The 17536-nt window shown below is 45.5% G+C and carries 7 protein-coding genes; all 7 read right to left on the minus strand.

What is annotated here, in order from left to right; genetic code table 11:
- Window positions 1-51: 51 nt before the first annotated feature.
- On the minus strand, window positions 52-843 hold the full coding sequence (locus tag ACIFSR_RS34115; protein ID WP_430063673.1) for a CPBP family intramembrane glutamic endopeptidase: 792 nt from the start codon (window positions 841-843) through the stop codon (window positions 52-54).
- A complete protein-coding gene (locus tag ACIFSR_RS34120) occupies window positions 840-1640 on the minus strand; it encodes a CPBP family intramembrane glutamic endopeptidase (protein ID WP_430063675.1) in 801 nt (266 codons plus the stop codon). Before ACIFSR_RS34120 ends, ACIFSR_RS34115 begins: the two co-directional genes overlap by 4 nt.
- Before the next feature lies 1 nt (window position 1641).
- On the minus strand, window positions 1642-2496 hold the full coding sequence (locus ACIFSR_RS34125; protein WP_430063677.1) for a CPBP family intramembrane glutamic endopeptidase: 855 nt from the start codon (window positions 2494-2496) through the stop codon (window positions 1642-1644).
- 30 nt (window positions 2497-2526) lie between these two features.
- On the minus strand, window positions 2527-14634 hold the full coding sequence (locus ACIFSR_RS34130) for an amino acid adenylation domain-containing protein (RefSeq protein WP_430063679.1): 12108 nt from the start codon (window positions 14632-14634) through the stop codon (window positions 2527-2529).
- Between the two features lie 29 nt (window positions 14635-14663).
- The gene (panD, locus tag ACIFSR_RS34135; protein ID WP_076270779.1) at window positions 14664-15047 is read right to left on the minus strand and encodes an aspartate 1-decarboxylase; all 384 of its coding nucleotides are present in this window, start codon (window positions 15045-15047) and stop codon (window positions 14664-14666) included.
- Window positions 15048-15898: 851 nt separating this feature from the next.
- Window positions 15899-16963 carry a serine hydrolase domain-containing protein gene (locus ACIFSR_RS34140; protein ID WP_430063681.1) on the minus strand — a complete coding sequence of 355 codons (1065 nt, stop codon included), beginning with the start codon at window positions 16961-16963 and terminating at the stop codon, window positions 15899-15901.
- A 194-nt stretch (window positions 16964-17157) separates the two neighbouring features.
- Window positions 17158-17536, minus strand: a 379-nt coding sequence (locus ACIFSR_RS34145) for a DnaA N-terminal domain-containing protein (RefSeq protein ID WP_430063683.1), incomplete at its 5' end; no start/stop codon positions are given.

Here is a 17536-nt window from a genome sequence, read left to right on the forward strand (position 1 = left end):
CTTTTGCGGTTGTTTGCAGTGGCAATGTGATCACTACCATAAATCATTGATTTAACTCGATATACTTTTATTGTGCCGCTTCAAATCTTCCGATTGTCTACGCAGCAAAATATACAAATGCACAATAATCGCTAATCCGCTTATGAACGACAGAATAAGAAAAGTTTCGGGAGAGGAATCCTTCATGAAATGAGAGACGACATACAAGGTTGCTGTACTGAACACATGCGCGAGCAAAGATGACCATATCGATCCTGTAGTCACGCGAATTACACCATAAATAATCGCTCCAAGAGCAGCGAAAGCACCAATGGTTACGCTCATAAATACAGTTCCAAACAACAAAGCTTGCAGCAGCACAGACCATGCACAGGAGAATCGTTGGCGGAAAACATGGATCAGCATCCCCCGGAATAACAATTCCTCGAGCAAAGAACCTAGCAATAAGCTGCTCAATACAAATACGAAGAAATTCCCTCCACCAGCTACAAATTGAACCAAATTCGCAATTTCCGGAAAATTCTCAGCGATCCAACCAAGCTGTGTGAACACCGCGATGAACAGACCAAGCCAAATTCCTGTCCCAGCAGCCATCGCTGCTGATTGTGGGCGAACGAAGCCGAGGTCTTGCATTCGAATGTTTTGCCAGCGAAGCAGCGGCACATAAATGGCGATCACAATCGTATTCGCTGCGATAAGAGAGCTCGCTGGATTTTTGCTAAGCCAAGCACTAAACTCAGCATCTTGAATCCAATGGTTCAACGCCCAATTCGTGAATAAAACTACGCAGATATAAATAGCTAAATAGAGTAGAACCTTACTAATCACAGTTAAAGTTCTCATGTGTGAATGACCTCTTCGTGACTGAATGGCTTGCGCAAGCGCCGATTGCCCAAATATAAGCCAACGGCAATCATGGCACCTGCAACTGCCATTACGGCTGACAATATGAATATATCATCACTCTTCGGGCCTAGATGCCAGAGCAAATATTGAACTCCTTGGCAAGCCACCTGCGCGGCAATCGGCGCCCAGATGGAATCAAACCATACGTACAGGAGGGCAAAAATGATAGCGCCAAGAAACCCATACAAGGAAAGCGGAATATCGCCAAAGAAGAATAGAACGCCATATAATAACCCTTGCAGAAAAATCGCAACGGCGACAGGCAGAACGCCTCTAAAACTGTTCAGCAGCAAACCTCTGAATAACGTTTCCTTGTATACGTTGCCTAGCAATAGAAAAACGAGGAAAACATACCATTCTGCCCGATTCAAATATTCGAACAACTCTTGGAATTTGAACTGATCAGACTGGATCGCAGGCAATTGCGAGAAAGCCACAGTGAACAACCCCGCACCCAAACCCACCCATAGCGACAAGGAAATAGCGCTGCCATCCATCTTTTGAAATCGGGCTTCCTTGAATAGGTTTTGTTTAAATATTAGCTTTATTGCAAAGTACATAAGCGGAAAACCAATAATGTCATTTAATATGATGACAGTAAGCGTATTTTGTTCAAACCAAGGACTTAACGGGTAGATATAAGCAAAGAACAACTTGGTAACGGTAAGAAACCAGGCGAAATACAAACCGATGACTAGTAGAACACGCCCTATCGATACAGTCCAATTTCTCATCTTATCGCCCTCTTCCAACCGTAATCGGGTCTGCTTGTACTGAACTTGCACCTTTTTCGAGCCCTCTGCGCCAAATATATGCCGTTCCTCCTACGAGAAAGAGCAGGCTTCCAGCCGTTAAAACATACAACGTTGGTTCTCCTATTTCGTTAATCGCTTCATGCCATCCAACATATTTTGTTATAAAAATAAGACTCATGGCTGAGGTTTGTACAATAATTGGCGCCCACAGGCTCCCTATTCGGATATACAATATCGCGTAGATGAGTCCAGAACCAAAACCAATGAATGACAGGCTGAGGCTTGGCTGAAAATAGGCGTAAACCAATGCTTGCAAAATAAGCGCAGCATACATCGGCATCACTTGACGCAATTGTCCGTAAATTAATCCTCTAAACAAAATTTCTTCATAGATGGGGGCAATAAGCCCCGCACCTAAAATAACGAATAAAATGGAATCTCCCCTAATGAGATCATCTACGAGAAAGGGGATCGATGGAAAGTGCTGAGCAATGACATCAATTTCAATTAGACCAATGCTAAACAGGCATCCGGCTGCTCCCATAGCCAGCATCAACCCGGCATCTTTGCCCCCGATTCTCTTGAATCCGCTAACTTGAAACAAGGTTTGCTTCTGCTCTTTCCATATGCTTCTCTTCAAACGGAAAACAAGCATATAGATGAGCAAAATGGAGGTAAATAATACCGCCATGAACATCGCCGGGTTACGATCCATAAACTTAGCAAGGCCGAGTGTAGCTTCATACTGATAGGTTGATCGCAGCAGATAAAGCAAAGCGTAGAAGATACCTAAATACCATGCGATATTCCCGAGCATAAACAAGATCTTTTTCAACGTAATGCTCCTTTGCATATGGGGTTGTCCTTACTGCTTGCCGCCAGCTCTAGCATTAGAAGTCTGCTGAAATTGATGAACGGCCATTCTGAGCAGTTTAATATAGCCCTGAGCCCATGCCTTAACCTTTTCTTTCTTTAATCGACGTGCATTAAATTCCCATAAGCCGCTCATCCCTTTACCTGTTGCTCCCCTACCGCTGTCTAACGTCAGAATGATATCGAAGAGGTGCATGAGTTGATTTTCGGGAATGAAGCCTGTGCGTGAGCGATCTACAAACAAAGGCGTTATGCGGGAACTATTATGGCTCCCAAGCTCTCTCTCCACTTGATTCCAATCGTAGGAAATTTTCGTATCATCAAATAAAGAGTCGGCTGCTCGGATTAGTTCGCTAAACTCCAGCACCGTACTAAAGTCAAGCTCTAAAGGTGTGAGCCGTCCCCTTGATGTTGCAACTGGCATAACCAAGTCATTAGCGCCTGACTGCTGCTTCCAGAAGAGCAGATAGATTGCTAGAGCAACGGTTGTAATGGGCACGGACTGCGAATATGCCATTTCCGCCAGTCCCTCAATTAAGTCGTCCTCAAGGGTGAATTGGTACGAACCATTCCGCTGCGCAGCGTATGTGTTATTGAAGCAGTCCTCGCCTGCAGCAATTCCAGCATAATGCCAAGTGCGAGAAAGATTGCTTTGGGAATCAATATATTCCGCAAGCGCGGCAATTGTCGGATAATTAAATAGATCCGTCACCTTGAGTAAACCTGGGTACAGCTCTTCCAATCGCTGGTGGGTACGGACAAGCAGCAGCGACTCTCCCCCAACATCAAAGAAATTATGATGCGCCCCAATAGCGGTTCGGCCTAGCACTTCTCCCCACACAATAGAAATGGTTTTCTCCGTTTCGCTTGCTGCCTCCACATAACGCACCCCTGCATCCAACCGCTCGTCTGGTGCTGGCAATGACTTGCGATCTACTTTGCCATTTGGAGAAAGCGGCATATGATCCAGTTCCACGTAGACAGTCGGAACCATATAATCGGGTAATGTTTTAGCCAAATGATAACGTAATTGTGAAGTAGTGACTGCATCACTCGTTACGACATACGCGCATAGAAAAGCGCTTTCCGCCGCAGCCCCGTCACGCTTCATGACAACGGCTTCCCTTACGTCTGGATGACCCGTAAGCGCATGCTCGATCTCCCCGCATTCAATCCGGTACCCCCTAATTTTCACCTGGTGATCCATTCGTCCCAGAAATTCGATGCTGCCATCAGGCAGCCACCTCGCAAGATCGCCTGTACGATACATGAGCTCGTTAGCTGCGAATGGATTTATCACAAACTTTTCCGAGGTCAAATGAGGACGTTTCCAATACCCTCGCGCCAAGCCAGCTCCCGCAATACACAGCTCTCCCGCCACGCCTACCGGTTGAACCTGCATAACATCATTGACCACATATAAGGAAATGTTGTCGATAGGTTTGCCAATAGGCACGCTCGTTAAACTTTGCTCTCCTATACACTCGTAATAGGACACGTCGACCGTCGCTTCCGTTGGACCATACAGATTAATGAGCTTCGCAGCATTAGGTTCTCCGATTCGCTCTCTGAATCTCTCTACTTGATTGACCGTAAGCGCTTCTCCACTGGCAAAAACATAACGTAAGCTCTCAAGCTTTTTACTATCATTAACAAGGCCCGGGTAATCCAAAAACAGATGAAGCATAGAAGGTACAAAATGCAGCGTAGTCACCGCATGCTTATTAATGGCATCATATATCGCCCCAGGGTCCTTTTCTCCGCCTGGTGCAAGCAAGCATAGCTTAGCGCCTGAGAAGCTCCATAAGAACAACTCCCATACCGACACATCAAACGTGAATGGCGTTTTTTGCAGAATCACATCATGCATATCAAGTATGTATCTGTTTTGCATCCACGTAAGGCGATTCACTACGGAATGGTGCTCAATCATTACCCCTTTCGGCTGTCCTGTTGACCCTGAGGTGTACAACACATACGCTAAGCTGCGCGATCGATGGATTTTTTCTAACGGTCCATCATTTTGCTCATGCTGCAGCGCTTCCTCTATGTTCAATCGTTCAGAGTCTAGCGACATGTTGCCGATCTGCCCGTCTAAGCCCCGAGTCAAAACAATCCTTGCTCCCGAGTCATCCAGCATATATCGAACTCGCTCTTCAGGAAGCCCAGGTGAGATCGGGACATACGCCGCTCCTGCCTTCAATATGCCGTAAATCGCAATGATCATGTCTACAGAACGCTCCATGATGACGGCTACAGTATCCTCATGCTTCACCCCGTGCTTTCTCAGAGCTCTTGCCAGCCGATTAGCCTTCCCATTCAATTCACTATAGGACATTTTCCCCGTCTCATAGATCAGGGCAGTGGCATGCGGTATCCACTCAGCTTGTGCTTCCAAGTAAGACTCAACGGTCATATGGCTTGGGTAAGCGGTAGCCGTTTCATTAAATTGAACAAGTTGAATGGCTTCTTCATCCGAAGTCAGCAAGCTTATCTGGTTTAAAGAGATATGCGTATCTTTCGTAATTTGCTCCACAATTCGAATATAGTAGCTAATCATTCGGTTGATTGTTTGTTGTTCGAATAGATCCGTTGCATATTCTACTGTAAGGTCTGCACCATCCTCATGCATTGCAAGCTCAAACGTCAGGTCCAGCTTGGATACAGCGTGCTCCAGCGGCTGCGTCTTTAATTGCAGCACATCAGCTTTCATTGCCGGCACATCCATATTTTGCATAACGAACATGACGTCAAAGATTGGATTTCGACTCAGGTCTCGCTTCACATCAAGTGCGGTTACACAATGCTCGAATGGCAGCATCCCATTATGCATCGCACCAAGCACCTTCTCCTTGATCTGTCGGGCAAAATGAAGAAAGCTGTGCTCGCCCGATGGCTGGCTCCGGATAGCAACGGTATTGACAAACATCCCAACAAGCGGGGCTGTCTCTGGATGGGATCTTCCTCCAATCGGTGTACCCGAGATAATATCCTCTTGCCTCGTCAGCTTATGAATCAGCACGTGAAAACAAGCAAGCCATATTGGAAAACTAGTCATGCCAGCCGTTGCTGCCAATGACTCTACTTCGGACATTAACGAGAGAGGCAGCGCATGAATGATTTTGCTCCCCTTAAAGCTTTGTTCGGCTGGCCTTGGCTTGTCCACTCGCAAATCCAGAAGCGGCAGCGTTCCCGCCAGCTCCTCTCGCCAGTACTGCTCTTGCCTATCCCGCTCTCGGCTCTTCATAAAACCCTGCTGCCATACAGCTACGTCCTTGTACTGGACTTCAAGCGGCAGCAACGTGCCGCCTTCATAAAGCTTGGTGAAATCATGCGCCAGCACTGTCATTGAAATACCGTCAGAAACGATATGATGCATATCAAGCAGCAGCAAATGCTCTTGCGCGCCATTCGTAATAAGCGAAGCGCGCAGCAGCGGAGCAATGCTCAAATCGAAGGGCTGAACGAATTTCTGCATGCTGCTCAACCCATCCACGTGATCCGTTTTTGTTACATCAGCTCGCACCATTACTCGCTCATGAATGCGCTGCACGGGGGCACCATCGCGCCATTCAAAGCTTGTTCTGAGCGGCTCATGACGATCAATGAGCCGCTGCAGCGCCTCTTGCAATCTCTCAACGTTCAGTTCACCACGCATACTGAGTGCGAGCGGCAAATTGTAGGCTGTACTGGAAGGCTTCATATGATGCAAAACGAATAGTCGGTTCTGGGCAAGCGACAATGGATAAACATCCCTCTGCTCGGCCCTTGTGATAGATGCTGCAGTCCTTTTCGTCGATCTATCAATGAACGCTGCCATCTCTTCTAGGACCGGGTAAGCGAACACATCCTTTAGTGTAAATGTGACCTCTAACTGCCGCTCCACTGCACCCGTTAACTGCGCTGCGCGCAGCGAATGTCCGCCAAGCTGGAAAAAATGATCGTCGGTGCGTACGATGTGAACACCAAGTATGCTCTTCCATAGCTCTGCCAGTCGGAGCTCCGTCTCGCTGCGGGGATCGGCGCCGCCAATAGAATCAGCAAACGTCGGCTGTGGAAGGCGACTGCGGTCTATCTTCCCGCTAGCATTTAGAGGAAAGGTATGCAGGCAGGCAAAAAGGGAAGGAATCATATATTCCGGAAGCTTCCCCCTCAGCCTCTCCTTCAACTCACGTTCATTGAGCTCAAAAGAAGAAACCACATATGCACATAAGGCTGGCTCTCCCGTCCGATCCTTCACGGTCATGACGAGCGCATCGGAAACCTCCTCCAGCTGCATCAGCGCATACTCAATCTCTCCACATTCCATTCGAAATCCTCTAATCTTCACTTGATGATCGAATCGACCCAAATACTCGATATGACCGTCAGCAAGCCAGCGCGCGCGATCTCCGGTCAAGTACATGCGTTCCCCAGCAAAAAAAGGATCGGGTACAAATTTTTCCGCAGTCAATTCTTGACGGTTCAAATAACCTCTAGCGAGTCCCACTCCAGCGATGCAGAGCTCGCCCGGAATTCCAATCGGCTGCAGCCGCCGCTGCTCATCCACAACGTACAGCCGAATATTTTGAATCGGCGAGCCAATTGGAACAGATCCTTGCTTATAGTTCGCGCAATCATATGCGCTGACATCCACGGTCGCTTCAGTCGGTCCGTATAAATTTATGAGTCGCGGACTTTCGCTGCCTGCAGAATGCTGGCTGTAGAACCCTTCCACCTGTGCAGGCTTCAACGCTTCTCCGCTTGCAAATACGTAACGCAAACCTCCGAAAGGCTTGTCCGCCTTAACTTCCGATGCATACTGAAGATATACACCCAGCATGGACGGGACAAAATGCATAACTGTCACCGCTTGCTCACGGATGACTTTCATCATGACCTGCGGCTCCCGCTCCCCCCGCGGTTCCAGCAAGTAAACAGATGCCCCTGCAAAACTCCACCAGAACAGCTCCCACACCGAAACATCAAATGTTATGGGTGTCTTCTGAAGAATGACATCTTGCGCGTCAAGTGGATATTGATCTTGCATCCAATGTATACGGTTGATGACCGCAGCATGCTCGATCATAACTCCCTTTGGTTTTCCAGTAGAACCTGATGTATAGATGACATATGCCAAATGATGCGCGTTCACTGCAGGCTCCCATAGCCATTTCTCAGCATCATGGGAACCCTTGTCTTCAACAGCATCTATATCTATAATTTCACCATTAAACGGCAGTTGGTTCATCCATTTGTGCTGGGAACATAATATATTGGCTCCGCTATCTTCAAGAATGTACCCAATACGCTCCTCTGGAAAATGCGGATCGATAGGCAAGTAAGCGCCCCCGGCTTTTAGAATGCCTAAAATCGCTGCCATCATTTCAAAAGAGCGCTCTGCAACAATCGGGACGATTGTGTCAGCTCCAACACCTTTCTGACGGAGCAGCAGAGCGAGTCGATTTGCGCGTTCATCAAGCTCACGGTAAGTAAACATGCCCTCGTTCGATCGAATAGCTGGAGCATCAGGCGTCTTGCGCACCTGTGCCTCAAAACAGCCATGGATGGTTTCGCCACTAGGATACGGCCTTGCTGTATCATTCCATTCTTGAAGAAGCATTTGCGCTTCCTTCTCCATAATTAAGCTGAGGGAAGAGCATCTCATACCTGGCTCATCCGTCACTTGTTTCAGTACATTGAGCCAATGGTCCGCCAGCCTCATCATCGTTGCTTTATGAAATAATCGCGTATTGAACTCTAGCTCTGCTCGAAGGCCTCCGTCACCATGAGAATAAAGATCAAGTTTAAAATCCAATTTAGATGTCATGTTTTTACCTGCGCGTATAGGCTGTACCCCTACAGTGTGACCCTTCACTTCCAGATCATTTCCGATCTGGTTGTGCAAAATCATCATCGTATCAAACAGCGGGTTCCGTGAGGGATCCATCGTCATTTGCGCAGCTTCAAGCATCTGGTCAAAGCTCACATCTTGATGTTCGAGTGCTGCAAGCATATGATCATGTGACACCTTCGCAAATTGATCAAATTTCATGCCATCGCCTATTTTAAGGCGAATTGGAAGAAAATTATTGAACATACCAATCATATTAGTCGTTTCGGGATGTAATCTTCCTGCCGCTAGCGCCCCAATAATCAAGTCATTTCCACTTGTATACTTTTGAAGAAGCAGAGCGTAGGAAGCAAACAACAGACTATTTAAGCTGATATTGAGCATATCGGATATAGATTGAAGCCGAATTGTTAGCTCTGAAGATACATGGAATCCAAGCGTCTCCCCCTCAAGCAATTGCCGTTCCCCACGCGGGAAGTCAAGCGGCATGTCGAGGCTCGGAGGTGGATCGCTTAACTCAGTCTCCCAATATCGGATGCTCTTGCGCATGCGTTCCGTATTCCCTTGGCCTGCTCTCCATACCGCATAATCCTTGTACTGAATATGCGGCTCTTCCAAGCGCTTTCCGTCTAGTCGTTTGACTAGCTCTTCAATAAGCAGACTCACCGAAATGCCATCCGCAATAATATGATGGATATTTAGAAGCAAATAAGTTTCTCCGCATGCGCTGCTGAGCAGCCGTGCGTCAAGGAGCGGTGCTTGTGAAAGCGGCAACGGCTTAGCAAATTCGCAGAACTGTTGCTCCAAATCAATTGTTGTATCGCTTATCTCTTGAAGCTCGAACGAAGCATGCTCATGTATAATTTGACGCGCCTCACCGTCAATAAACTGAAATGATGTACGAAGCGGCTCATGCAGAGCAATAAGATCTTTTATGGCCCGTTCCATATCCGTTCGCTGAACATGGCAAGTTAAGCGCAGCGCTAGCGGGATATGATAGGCTATACCCGCGTTTGCAATTTCTTCAATGAGAAAAATACGCTGCTGGGATGGACTTAACGGGTAAGATTGAGAAATGTTTATCGGTTTTATGGGTTCATATGCCTCTATATCTGCGTTGTCAATCCATTCTGCTTGCTCTCTAACTGTTGAACGTAGAAAAACTTCCTTGATCGGCATTCGGACATGATATTGCTTGTAGATTTCCGTTACAAGCGCTGCAGCCTTCAAAGAGTGACCGCCATGTGCGAGGAAGTGATCATTAACGCCTACAGCCTCTACCTTCAAAATCATTTCCCAAATGGCTGCAAGCTGAATTTCGGTTTGGGTTGCAGGGGGGACATAGGCTGCTGCCATTCCGATGCTCAGTTTGGAAAAGTCAGGCTCAGGCAATGCGTTTTTGTTAATCTTGCCGTTAGAAGTGAGCGGGAGCTTCTCCACCCGCACGAAGACTGCCGGAATCATAAATTGCGGCAGCTGTGCTCCCAGCTCTGCTTGCAGCCGATCTATGAAGAGTTCACCATTCGCTACGATGTAAGCAACAAGCTGCGGATCGCCGCTGCGGTATTTCAGCATAACTACCGCTTCCCTAACGTCCTCACACTCTAGTAGTTTGCTCTCAATTTCCCCCAGTTCTATGCGAAATCCACGCAGCTTCACCTGGGTGTCGAGCCGATCCAAAAACTCTAGATTACCGTCAGGCAGCCGCCTAACCAAATCCCCTGTCCTGTAAAGCTTGGTTCCCTCCTTAAAAGGATGGGGAACAAATTTATTTGCAGTAAGCTCCGGCAGGTTCAAGTAACCTTGTGTTAAACCATCGCCGGCAATACATAACTCCCCAGGCACAAGTGCTGGGAGCAAGGCACCATTTTCGTCCAATACAAGTGCTTCTGAATGTGCGACAGGCTTGCCTATTGGAATTGCAGCATTGTCCTGCTCTAGCGAGTCAATCGGATAACAAGTAGCGAAAACAGTAGACTCTGTTGGACCGTACACATGAAGCAGCACGCCTGAACCGACGGTCTGATAAGCTCTTCTAATATGCGAGGCTGATGCGCGTTCACCGCCAAACAATAGATGACGAAGGGAAGGCAAGTCCTTCAGTCCAGAGTCAACGAATGCATTAAACAAAGCTGTAGTCGCAAAAAATATAGTAACCCTTTGTTTCTTCATCAATAAAATAAGCTGATGGATATCAAGCAAATCGTTTTCATTCACAAGGACGAGCTTTGCGCCGTTCAAAAGTGCCCCATAAAAATCAAACGTCGACCCGTCAAACGCATAATTCGATAACTGCAGCAGCGCATCCTCATTCGTGATTCGGATATAGTCAGTATCCCGAGCAATGCGAATGACGTTTCGGTGCGTAGTTAAAATTCCTTTTGGCCGTCCTGTGGAACCAGAGGTGTACATCACATAAGCTGCGTCGTCCCCTGTTACATCCACGTTCAAATTATGTCCTTCTGCCTGTCTCCACTCGTTCCTCATAGCATCCATGTCAATCTTATCTACTGGCCTATTCCCAGCTTGAGCAAGCTTGCCGCCTATATGGCTTGTCTGGGTATCTACTATCATTGTAGAAATATCAGCGTCTCCAAGCATAAACTCAATCCTGTCGATAGGATAACTCGGGTCGATTGGCACATAAGCGGAGCCGGTCTTCAACACAGCAAGTATCGCAACTGGCATATTAAAGGATCGATGAAGAAGCAGCGCCACACGTGAATGCGGAACTACTCCTCGATATATGAGCCATCTAGCCAGAGCATTTGCCATTTCATTCAGCTCTGTGTAAGTGAGGCTCGCCTCATCCATAACTATAGCCGGGAGCTGCGGTGTATGAGCCACCTGCCTCTCAAACAGCCGGTACAGCGAAGTATCGTTAGGGTAAGGTGCTCGACTCGACTCGCTAGTTGCCAAAATAAGCTGGCATTCATCCTCGTCTAACATAGGAAGCAGCTCAACAGTCGTCTCAGGGGATTGTACTGCTGCATGAGCCAATGTTTTATAATGTCGAGCAAATCCTCTTACTGTTTCCTGACTGTACAAGTCGAGGGAATATTCAATAGATACTGTAATGCCTTCCTCCGAAGCTACACATTCCCAGGTCATATCAAATTTAGATGTACCTGTCCCTATCGGCTCAGGCTTGAACGTGACATTCGCTGTATTAAACTGTGGAATTTCCATGTTGTGCAACGTAAATACAGTGCTGAACAATGGATTACGGCCATGTTCTTGTTTTGCCTCTGCCAGCTCTACAATTTCTTCGTAAGGGACGTCCTGATGGTCTAGCGATAACAATATTTGTTTATTGATCTCTTCAAAGCATTGAAGGATCGAAAGCTCCTTGCCAGCCCGAAGTCGCAGCGGCACCATATTGACGAACAGGCCCACGATACCTTCCATCTCTGGCCTGGTTCTCCCTGCCGACGCAGTACCGATCACCATATCAACTGCTCCGGTATACTTGCTCAGCAGCATAAAGTAAACAGAAGTTAAAACGGTATACAACGTACCGCCTGTTTGGAAAGCTAATTGCTCCAGCTTAGCTGTAAGTGTTGCATCGAGTACAAATTTTTCAATAGCTCCCTTGTAGCTAGGAGTGAGCGGACGCCGATAATCTGCCGGGATGTCGATCTCCCCCGCTCCCTCCTTGAAGATTTGCCGCCAATACTCTCTCTGCCTTATCATGCGCCTATCTTCTGCCCTGAACCTTTTCTCCCAATCAGCAATATCGCTGTATTGAAAAGATATTGGAGGCAACACAGCCCCTTCATACATCGCAACAAATTGCCCGATTAATATCCCCATCGACGTGCCATCCGTAATGAGATGATGCATATCAAATAACATCAGATGTCGGTTATGACCAAGTGTGATTAACTCCATTCGGAACAACGGCGCCTTAGACAGCTCATAGGGCTGCAGAAATGCACTTATTTTGTGCTGCATATCACTCTCTGACCAGCCGCGGCCGTCTGTACAAACAATGGGCAGCTTTACTGAATCTGCAATGCGACCGACCACGATATCATTGTCCATAACAAATGATGTACGTAGTGAAGAATGCCTGTTGATCAAAGACTCCCACACCTGTTGAAACTTACTGAGGTCAAGCTCCCCATCAATGCTTATGCGCTGCGGAAGATGATAACGAAGGAGACCTGAATTCATTTCCTCAACAATAAATAATCTCTTCTGAGCAGACGTAGCGGGATACCAATCCCTCGTGCCTCCATTTGAGATTACTTCGCACTGGCCATTTCTATCATTTCTTTGATCGTCCCCAGCAGTCACTTCAGCGACATAAGCGGCCAGTAACCGAACAGTATGATGCTGAAACAACTCGCTCAGAGATACATTTATGCCAAACTCCGACTGCAGCTGGGCAGCTACATAAGCTGCGCGCAGTGAATTACCGCCATGCTCCAAAAAATGATCATCTATTCCAATGCGGTCTGTCTTCAGCACTTTTTTCCAAATAGACAATATGCGCTGTTCGGCATCCGTTTCAGGAGCTGCAGCAGCCGACTCGGGAGCTGTTTCTTCCATAATCGCTGCCAGCGACTCCAATTCCGAAATGACTGAAGAGAATTGTCCGCTCTGCATACTCTCAGCAAGAGTGTAACGCTGAATTTTCCCAGAGGTCGTTTTCGGAATACGCCTCACTGGAACAATGAGCTCCACTTGGAGTCCAGTTTTTCGATTAAGCAATCGCTGCACGCTTTGCCTCAGCGGCACAAAACCGTTAAGCTTGCCTCGATATTGAATAAATACGGCGATCTCATCCTGCTTTGTTACTTCATTCTGAATCGCACTGACAGCGACTTTGCCTATTTCTGCTCCCTTAATTTCGCTTGCCAGCATTTCCAAATCATGCGGGTATATGTTCTGTCCATTGACGAAAATAATATCCTTCATGCGGCCAGTCACATACAATCTGCCGTCTTGCATAAATCCAAGATCACCGGTATTCAGCCATCCGTCTGTCGATAGAATGACGGCGTTCACATCAGGGCGGTTAAAATAACCCTTGGTGACATTCCTCCCTTTAATATGGAGGAGTCCAACATACCGATCTGGCGTTTCCCGGCCAGACTCGTCGCAAATTTTAAGCTCGCATTCGGATACAGGGAACCCAAGCTCAACGATTTCTATTTTATTGGGATCATCTGCTGGAGCATCCTGAACAACATCCCCGATATTCAAGCCTTTTCGGCTTACATATAAGGTATTCAACCTCTCCTCCACATGCGGAAATGTAACGGCCAAACTTGCTTCCGCTAGTCCATAGACGGGAAATATACATTGTTCTCTAAGCCCATAAGGCTTCATCTGTGCGAGAAACTCACGGCAATTGCTCGCGGATATTGGTTCCGCTCCGTTAAAGATAAGCCTTACCGAGCTAAGGTCCCATCCGGCGGCATTCTCAGGTTTAAAATGCTGTAGAAAGTGAACATAACCAAAGTTAGGTGATGATAGACAGGTAATGCGATGCTGATGCGTGAGCTCCATCCACTTCATCGGATGAAGCACGAATGTCGAGGTCGGCATCTGCCATTGATTCATAAGCCCAAGCATTGGAGTTAGATGAAATCCAATCAAACCCATATCATGCGTAAGCGGGAGCCAGCTTAAAGAGGAATCAGCCTCGGTCGACTGAGCGCCCTCCAATATCGCCCGCATATTCGAAAGTAAGTTGCCATGTGTCAAAACAACACCTTTAGGATCACCTGTAGAACCAGAGGTGAATTGGATAAATGCAACATCATCCTCGTTTGCCGCATAGACTGTTCCTTGGCGATCTATAGCAGCTGCTTCATCCAAAACATTCTTGATCGGCAGCATGCTTTTTTGTAATAGCTGTCCTGCGGCATGCTCTTCATTCTTGAGACAATAAGCTGCAACAGATTCCCATATTTCTGGCTCGCACAGCAAATACGGATTTCCAAGTTGGCTGCTTACTTGAAGAAGCTTCTTCCTTCCTTCGTCAGTTCGTCCCGCTGTAAGTGGAACGGGGATCATTCCGCCCAATAGGCAGGCCCAAAACATAACAAGAAATCGTTCATTATCTTCGGTCTGCAGCACAACATGCTGCCCTTTGCCAAGCCCTCTTTCCTGCAGCTGACCTAGTACTGCTCCCGCTGCCTTGCGTAGTTGCCCATACGACACGAATCGATCCTTACCCGCCTCGCAGAACGTAATGCCCGCACCGCTCGTTCCGCTTGCAATGAGTACCTCTGAGAGATTTCGAATGATATTCATATAGCTCCCCCTACTTTTTGTCTGTGGCATTATACCGTTGTAGAGTGCAGCTCTTGATACTTGTCCGTCACAATCCGATTATTCTCATCCATAATGACCACATCGGGCTTGTACACCCTCGCTTCATGATCTTCCATCATAGCGTAGGAGATAATAATAACGAGATCTCCTGGCTGAACCATTCGCGCAGCCGCTCCATTTAGACAAACCATGCCTGAGCCTCTTGGGCCAGTGATCGCATACGTCTCCAACCGTGCGCCGTTATTGATATTTACAACTTGTACTTTCTCGTTCTCTAAAATATTGGATGCGTCTAAAATATCTTGATCAATCGTGATGCTGCCTACATAATTCAAATTTGCTTCCGTAACGACCGCACGGTGAATTTTGGATTTGTGAATTTCTCTAAACATAAATAACACACTCCTCATAGAATAGTGAATTTGGTTAACATACCGATAAATAATAGTGCTTTAACACAACCTTAAAGTTACTTTTATTTGTATTTATTACAAATTTTAAAATAAAAAAGACGAAGAAATCGCTCCATTAACATGAAAGCGTTAACAATAGTTTGTTAATAACTTCTGAATGCATTCGACTAAGTAGTTTTGGTTGAAGGTATAAGCTTATACGGGTTGAATATTCGAGTTAAAATAACATGTGGGTTAACTTGTTGGGGAGACTGACAAGCATGTAGATTAGCAATGAAATCATTTACTAGAAAAGAGCTGCGCAATGAAAGAGGTGTGGGAAAATGCTGTAAAGGTTTAGCTTATTTTGATATCAAAGAGCGTGGTCATCCTTACTAATTTGATACTAATATCAAAAAAATGATACTTTTTACCATTCGAACTCATACCTATAGTAGTTGGATTGCACCTATGAAAGAAAGGGGATTTTTATGTTAATAAGGGGTGGAATTCTCTTTTTTTGATTTATATGGTCACTATTGTGATAGATTCGCGCATAATAAACGATTTCGTGTAAGACATTAGGGGTTGGTTTATTCTCTAACGAACTGTATTGAGCTTATTCCATAGAAAACTACGCTTCTTGCGTTTTAACGAATCTAATTAATGTTCGGTGAAAATAAAGTATTAGACTGGAGTCATTGAATTAACGCAATTTTTGAATTGAAGGATCGTCAGCTTTTAAAAAATAAGTTTTAGACTAACCCCATAACAAAAGCAGCGGCGAACCAAGACCAGATAAATAAAGTCTTAGACTGCCGCGGCTATTTCAACTAACGTTCTCCGTTAGTTCATGACTTTTCACTACTTAGGATGGCTTCAAATATTTTTAACCCTGTAACGTCTATCATAGTTCCTTGAGAAGGCTCTTTTTTAGTAATCCATTTTATTAATTGAGCAACATAATAATCCATAAGAGAATTCGAGAAAAAAGAATAATTGGATAGCAATACAATTCCTACACGGAGTTCCTTGTTGAAAGCTAGATAACTGTTAAAACCAGCTGAACCCCCGTTATGCCAGAGGATACCTTTATCTAGAAGTTTATCCTCACCCCAGCCAAAATAACGGTTTGAATTTCCGATCCATATAGGGATATGACTTTTTTGCAGTGTAGAGGCTATTGGATTATCATCATTTAGATTGGCTTGGACAAATAAACTTAAATCGTTAACCGATGACTTAATCCCCCCAGCTCCTTCATGTATAGAAAGATCCCAGTGAGGGACTCTCTTCCCAGTTGAAGCATGTCCATTCAAAAACCTTCTATTCTGTTCTGAATCAAGTGTAACGGCTGTCTCATTCATCTTTAATGGGCTCGTTATGTATTTTTTCAACAGTTCGTCATACTTGCTTCCTGACACCTTGCATAGAATATTCCCCAGTAAGCCCACACCGATATTGGAATATCCAAATGAACCAATACTATCCGTGTAGTCAGCATTAGATAGAAAAGCAGTTAAATCTTGCTCGGTATACATTGAATAAGGATTCGATCTTTTTTTAGCCAGATTGTGGTTTGTTGCCAATCTAGGTAAACCAGAGGTATGAGTAGCAAGGCTTTTCAAGGTAATCTTATTCAAATAATCGTTTTTAACGTTTGGCACAAACTTACCAACCATGTCATCCGAGGAAAGCAGTTTTTCCCGTTCCATTTCTAATAAGAGAATGGATGTGAAAACTTTGGTTATGGAGCCGATTTCAAACAACATATGCTCAGGAGGAATCGTACTTCTCTTTTGATTATTACTGAACGAAAAGTATTCAATACCGCCCTCTCTAATAATCCCGATCGCAAGATGTAATTGTTTCTTATCTTTCGTGTAATCTGAAACAAAATTATGTAAATCTTTCATAGTAACAGCTACTCCTTTTAGTTTTATGATGCTTACAAAAATCCTCGGTTGTTGAAATCACGCTAATCAACCTATTTTGGATGCTGAATTATGTACTCGTTTCCATTTCTTTATATTCCTGCTCGTTATTTCAATTAGAAACGGCAGCTGAGCATTAGACCAGCTAACGTAGTGTATTGAACAATCGTTTCCCGTTAGCTTAACCATAAACTCGCTCTACCTGGAATTAGACTTGATTCAAAATTAGTCGAAGAATTATCCATTGATCGAAACTCGATTTTAAAGTCGGATTCACCAGTAATTTCTTCGAGAATTTGCATAATGAAATTGGAGTATCTTTGGTATAACCATTCCGTAGTAAAGTTGTTCGGACTGTAAATTAAATATGTACTTTCCACGTGCTCTGCCTTCGTACTCTTAAACCATGTATTGAAGCTTGGAATTGAAATTTCGCTTTGTATTTTGTCCAATGCTTTTGTCCAGACATCAAGTTGTTCTGTTACTTCTATTTTAGTATTCTTAACTTCATGAATTACTGGCTCCCCATATACCCTTTCACTTAGAAGAAGTTCT

Source organism: Paenibacillus sp. NRS-1760 (genome assembly GCF_050467785.1).
Classification (GTDB): Bacteria; Bacillota; Bacilli; order Paenibacillales; family Paenibacillaceae; genus Pristimantibacillus.

Coding starts and splice junctions, on each gene's coding strand:
- ACIFSR_RS34115 (WP_430063673.1), bottom strand. CDS start 843: ATGAGAACTTTAACTGTGATTAGTAAGGTTCTACTCTATTTAGCTATT.
- ACIFSR_RS34140 (WP_430063681.1), bottom strand. CDS start 16,963: ATGAAAGATTTACATAATTTTGTTTCAGATTACACGAAAGATAAGAAA.
- ACIFSR_RS34120 (WP_430063675.1), bottom strand. CDS start 1,640: ATGAGAAATTGGACTGTATCGATAGGGCGTGTTCTACTAGTCATCGGT.
- ACIFSR_RS34130 (WP_430063679.1), bottom strand. CDS start 14,634: ATGAATATCATTCGAAATCTCTCAGAGGTACTCATTGCAAGCGGAACG.
- panD (WP_076270779.1), bottom strand. CDS start 15,047: ATGTTTAGAGAAATTCACAAATCCAAAATTCACCGTGCGGTCGTTACG.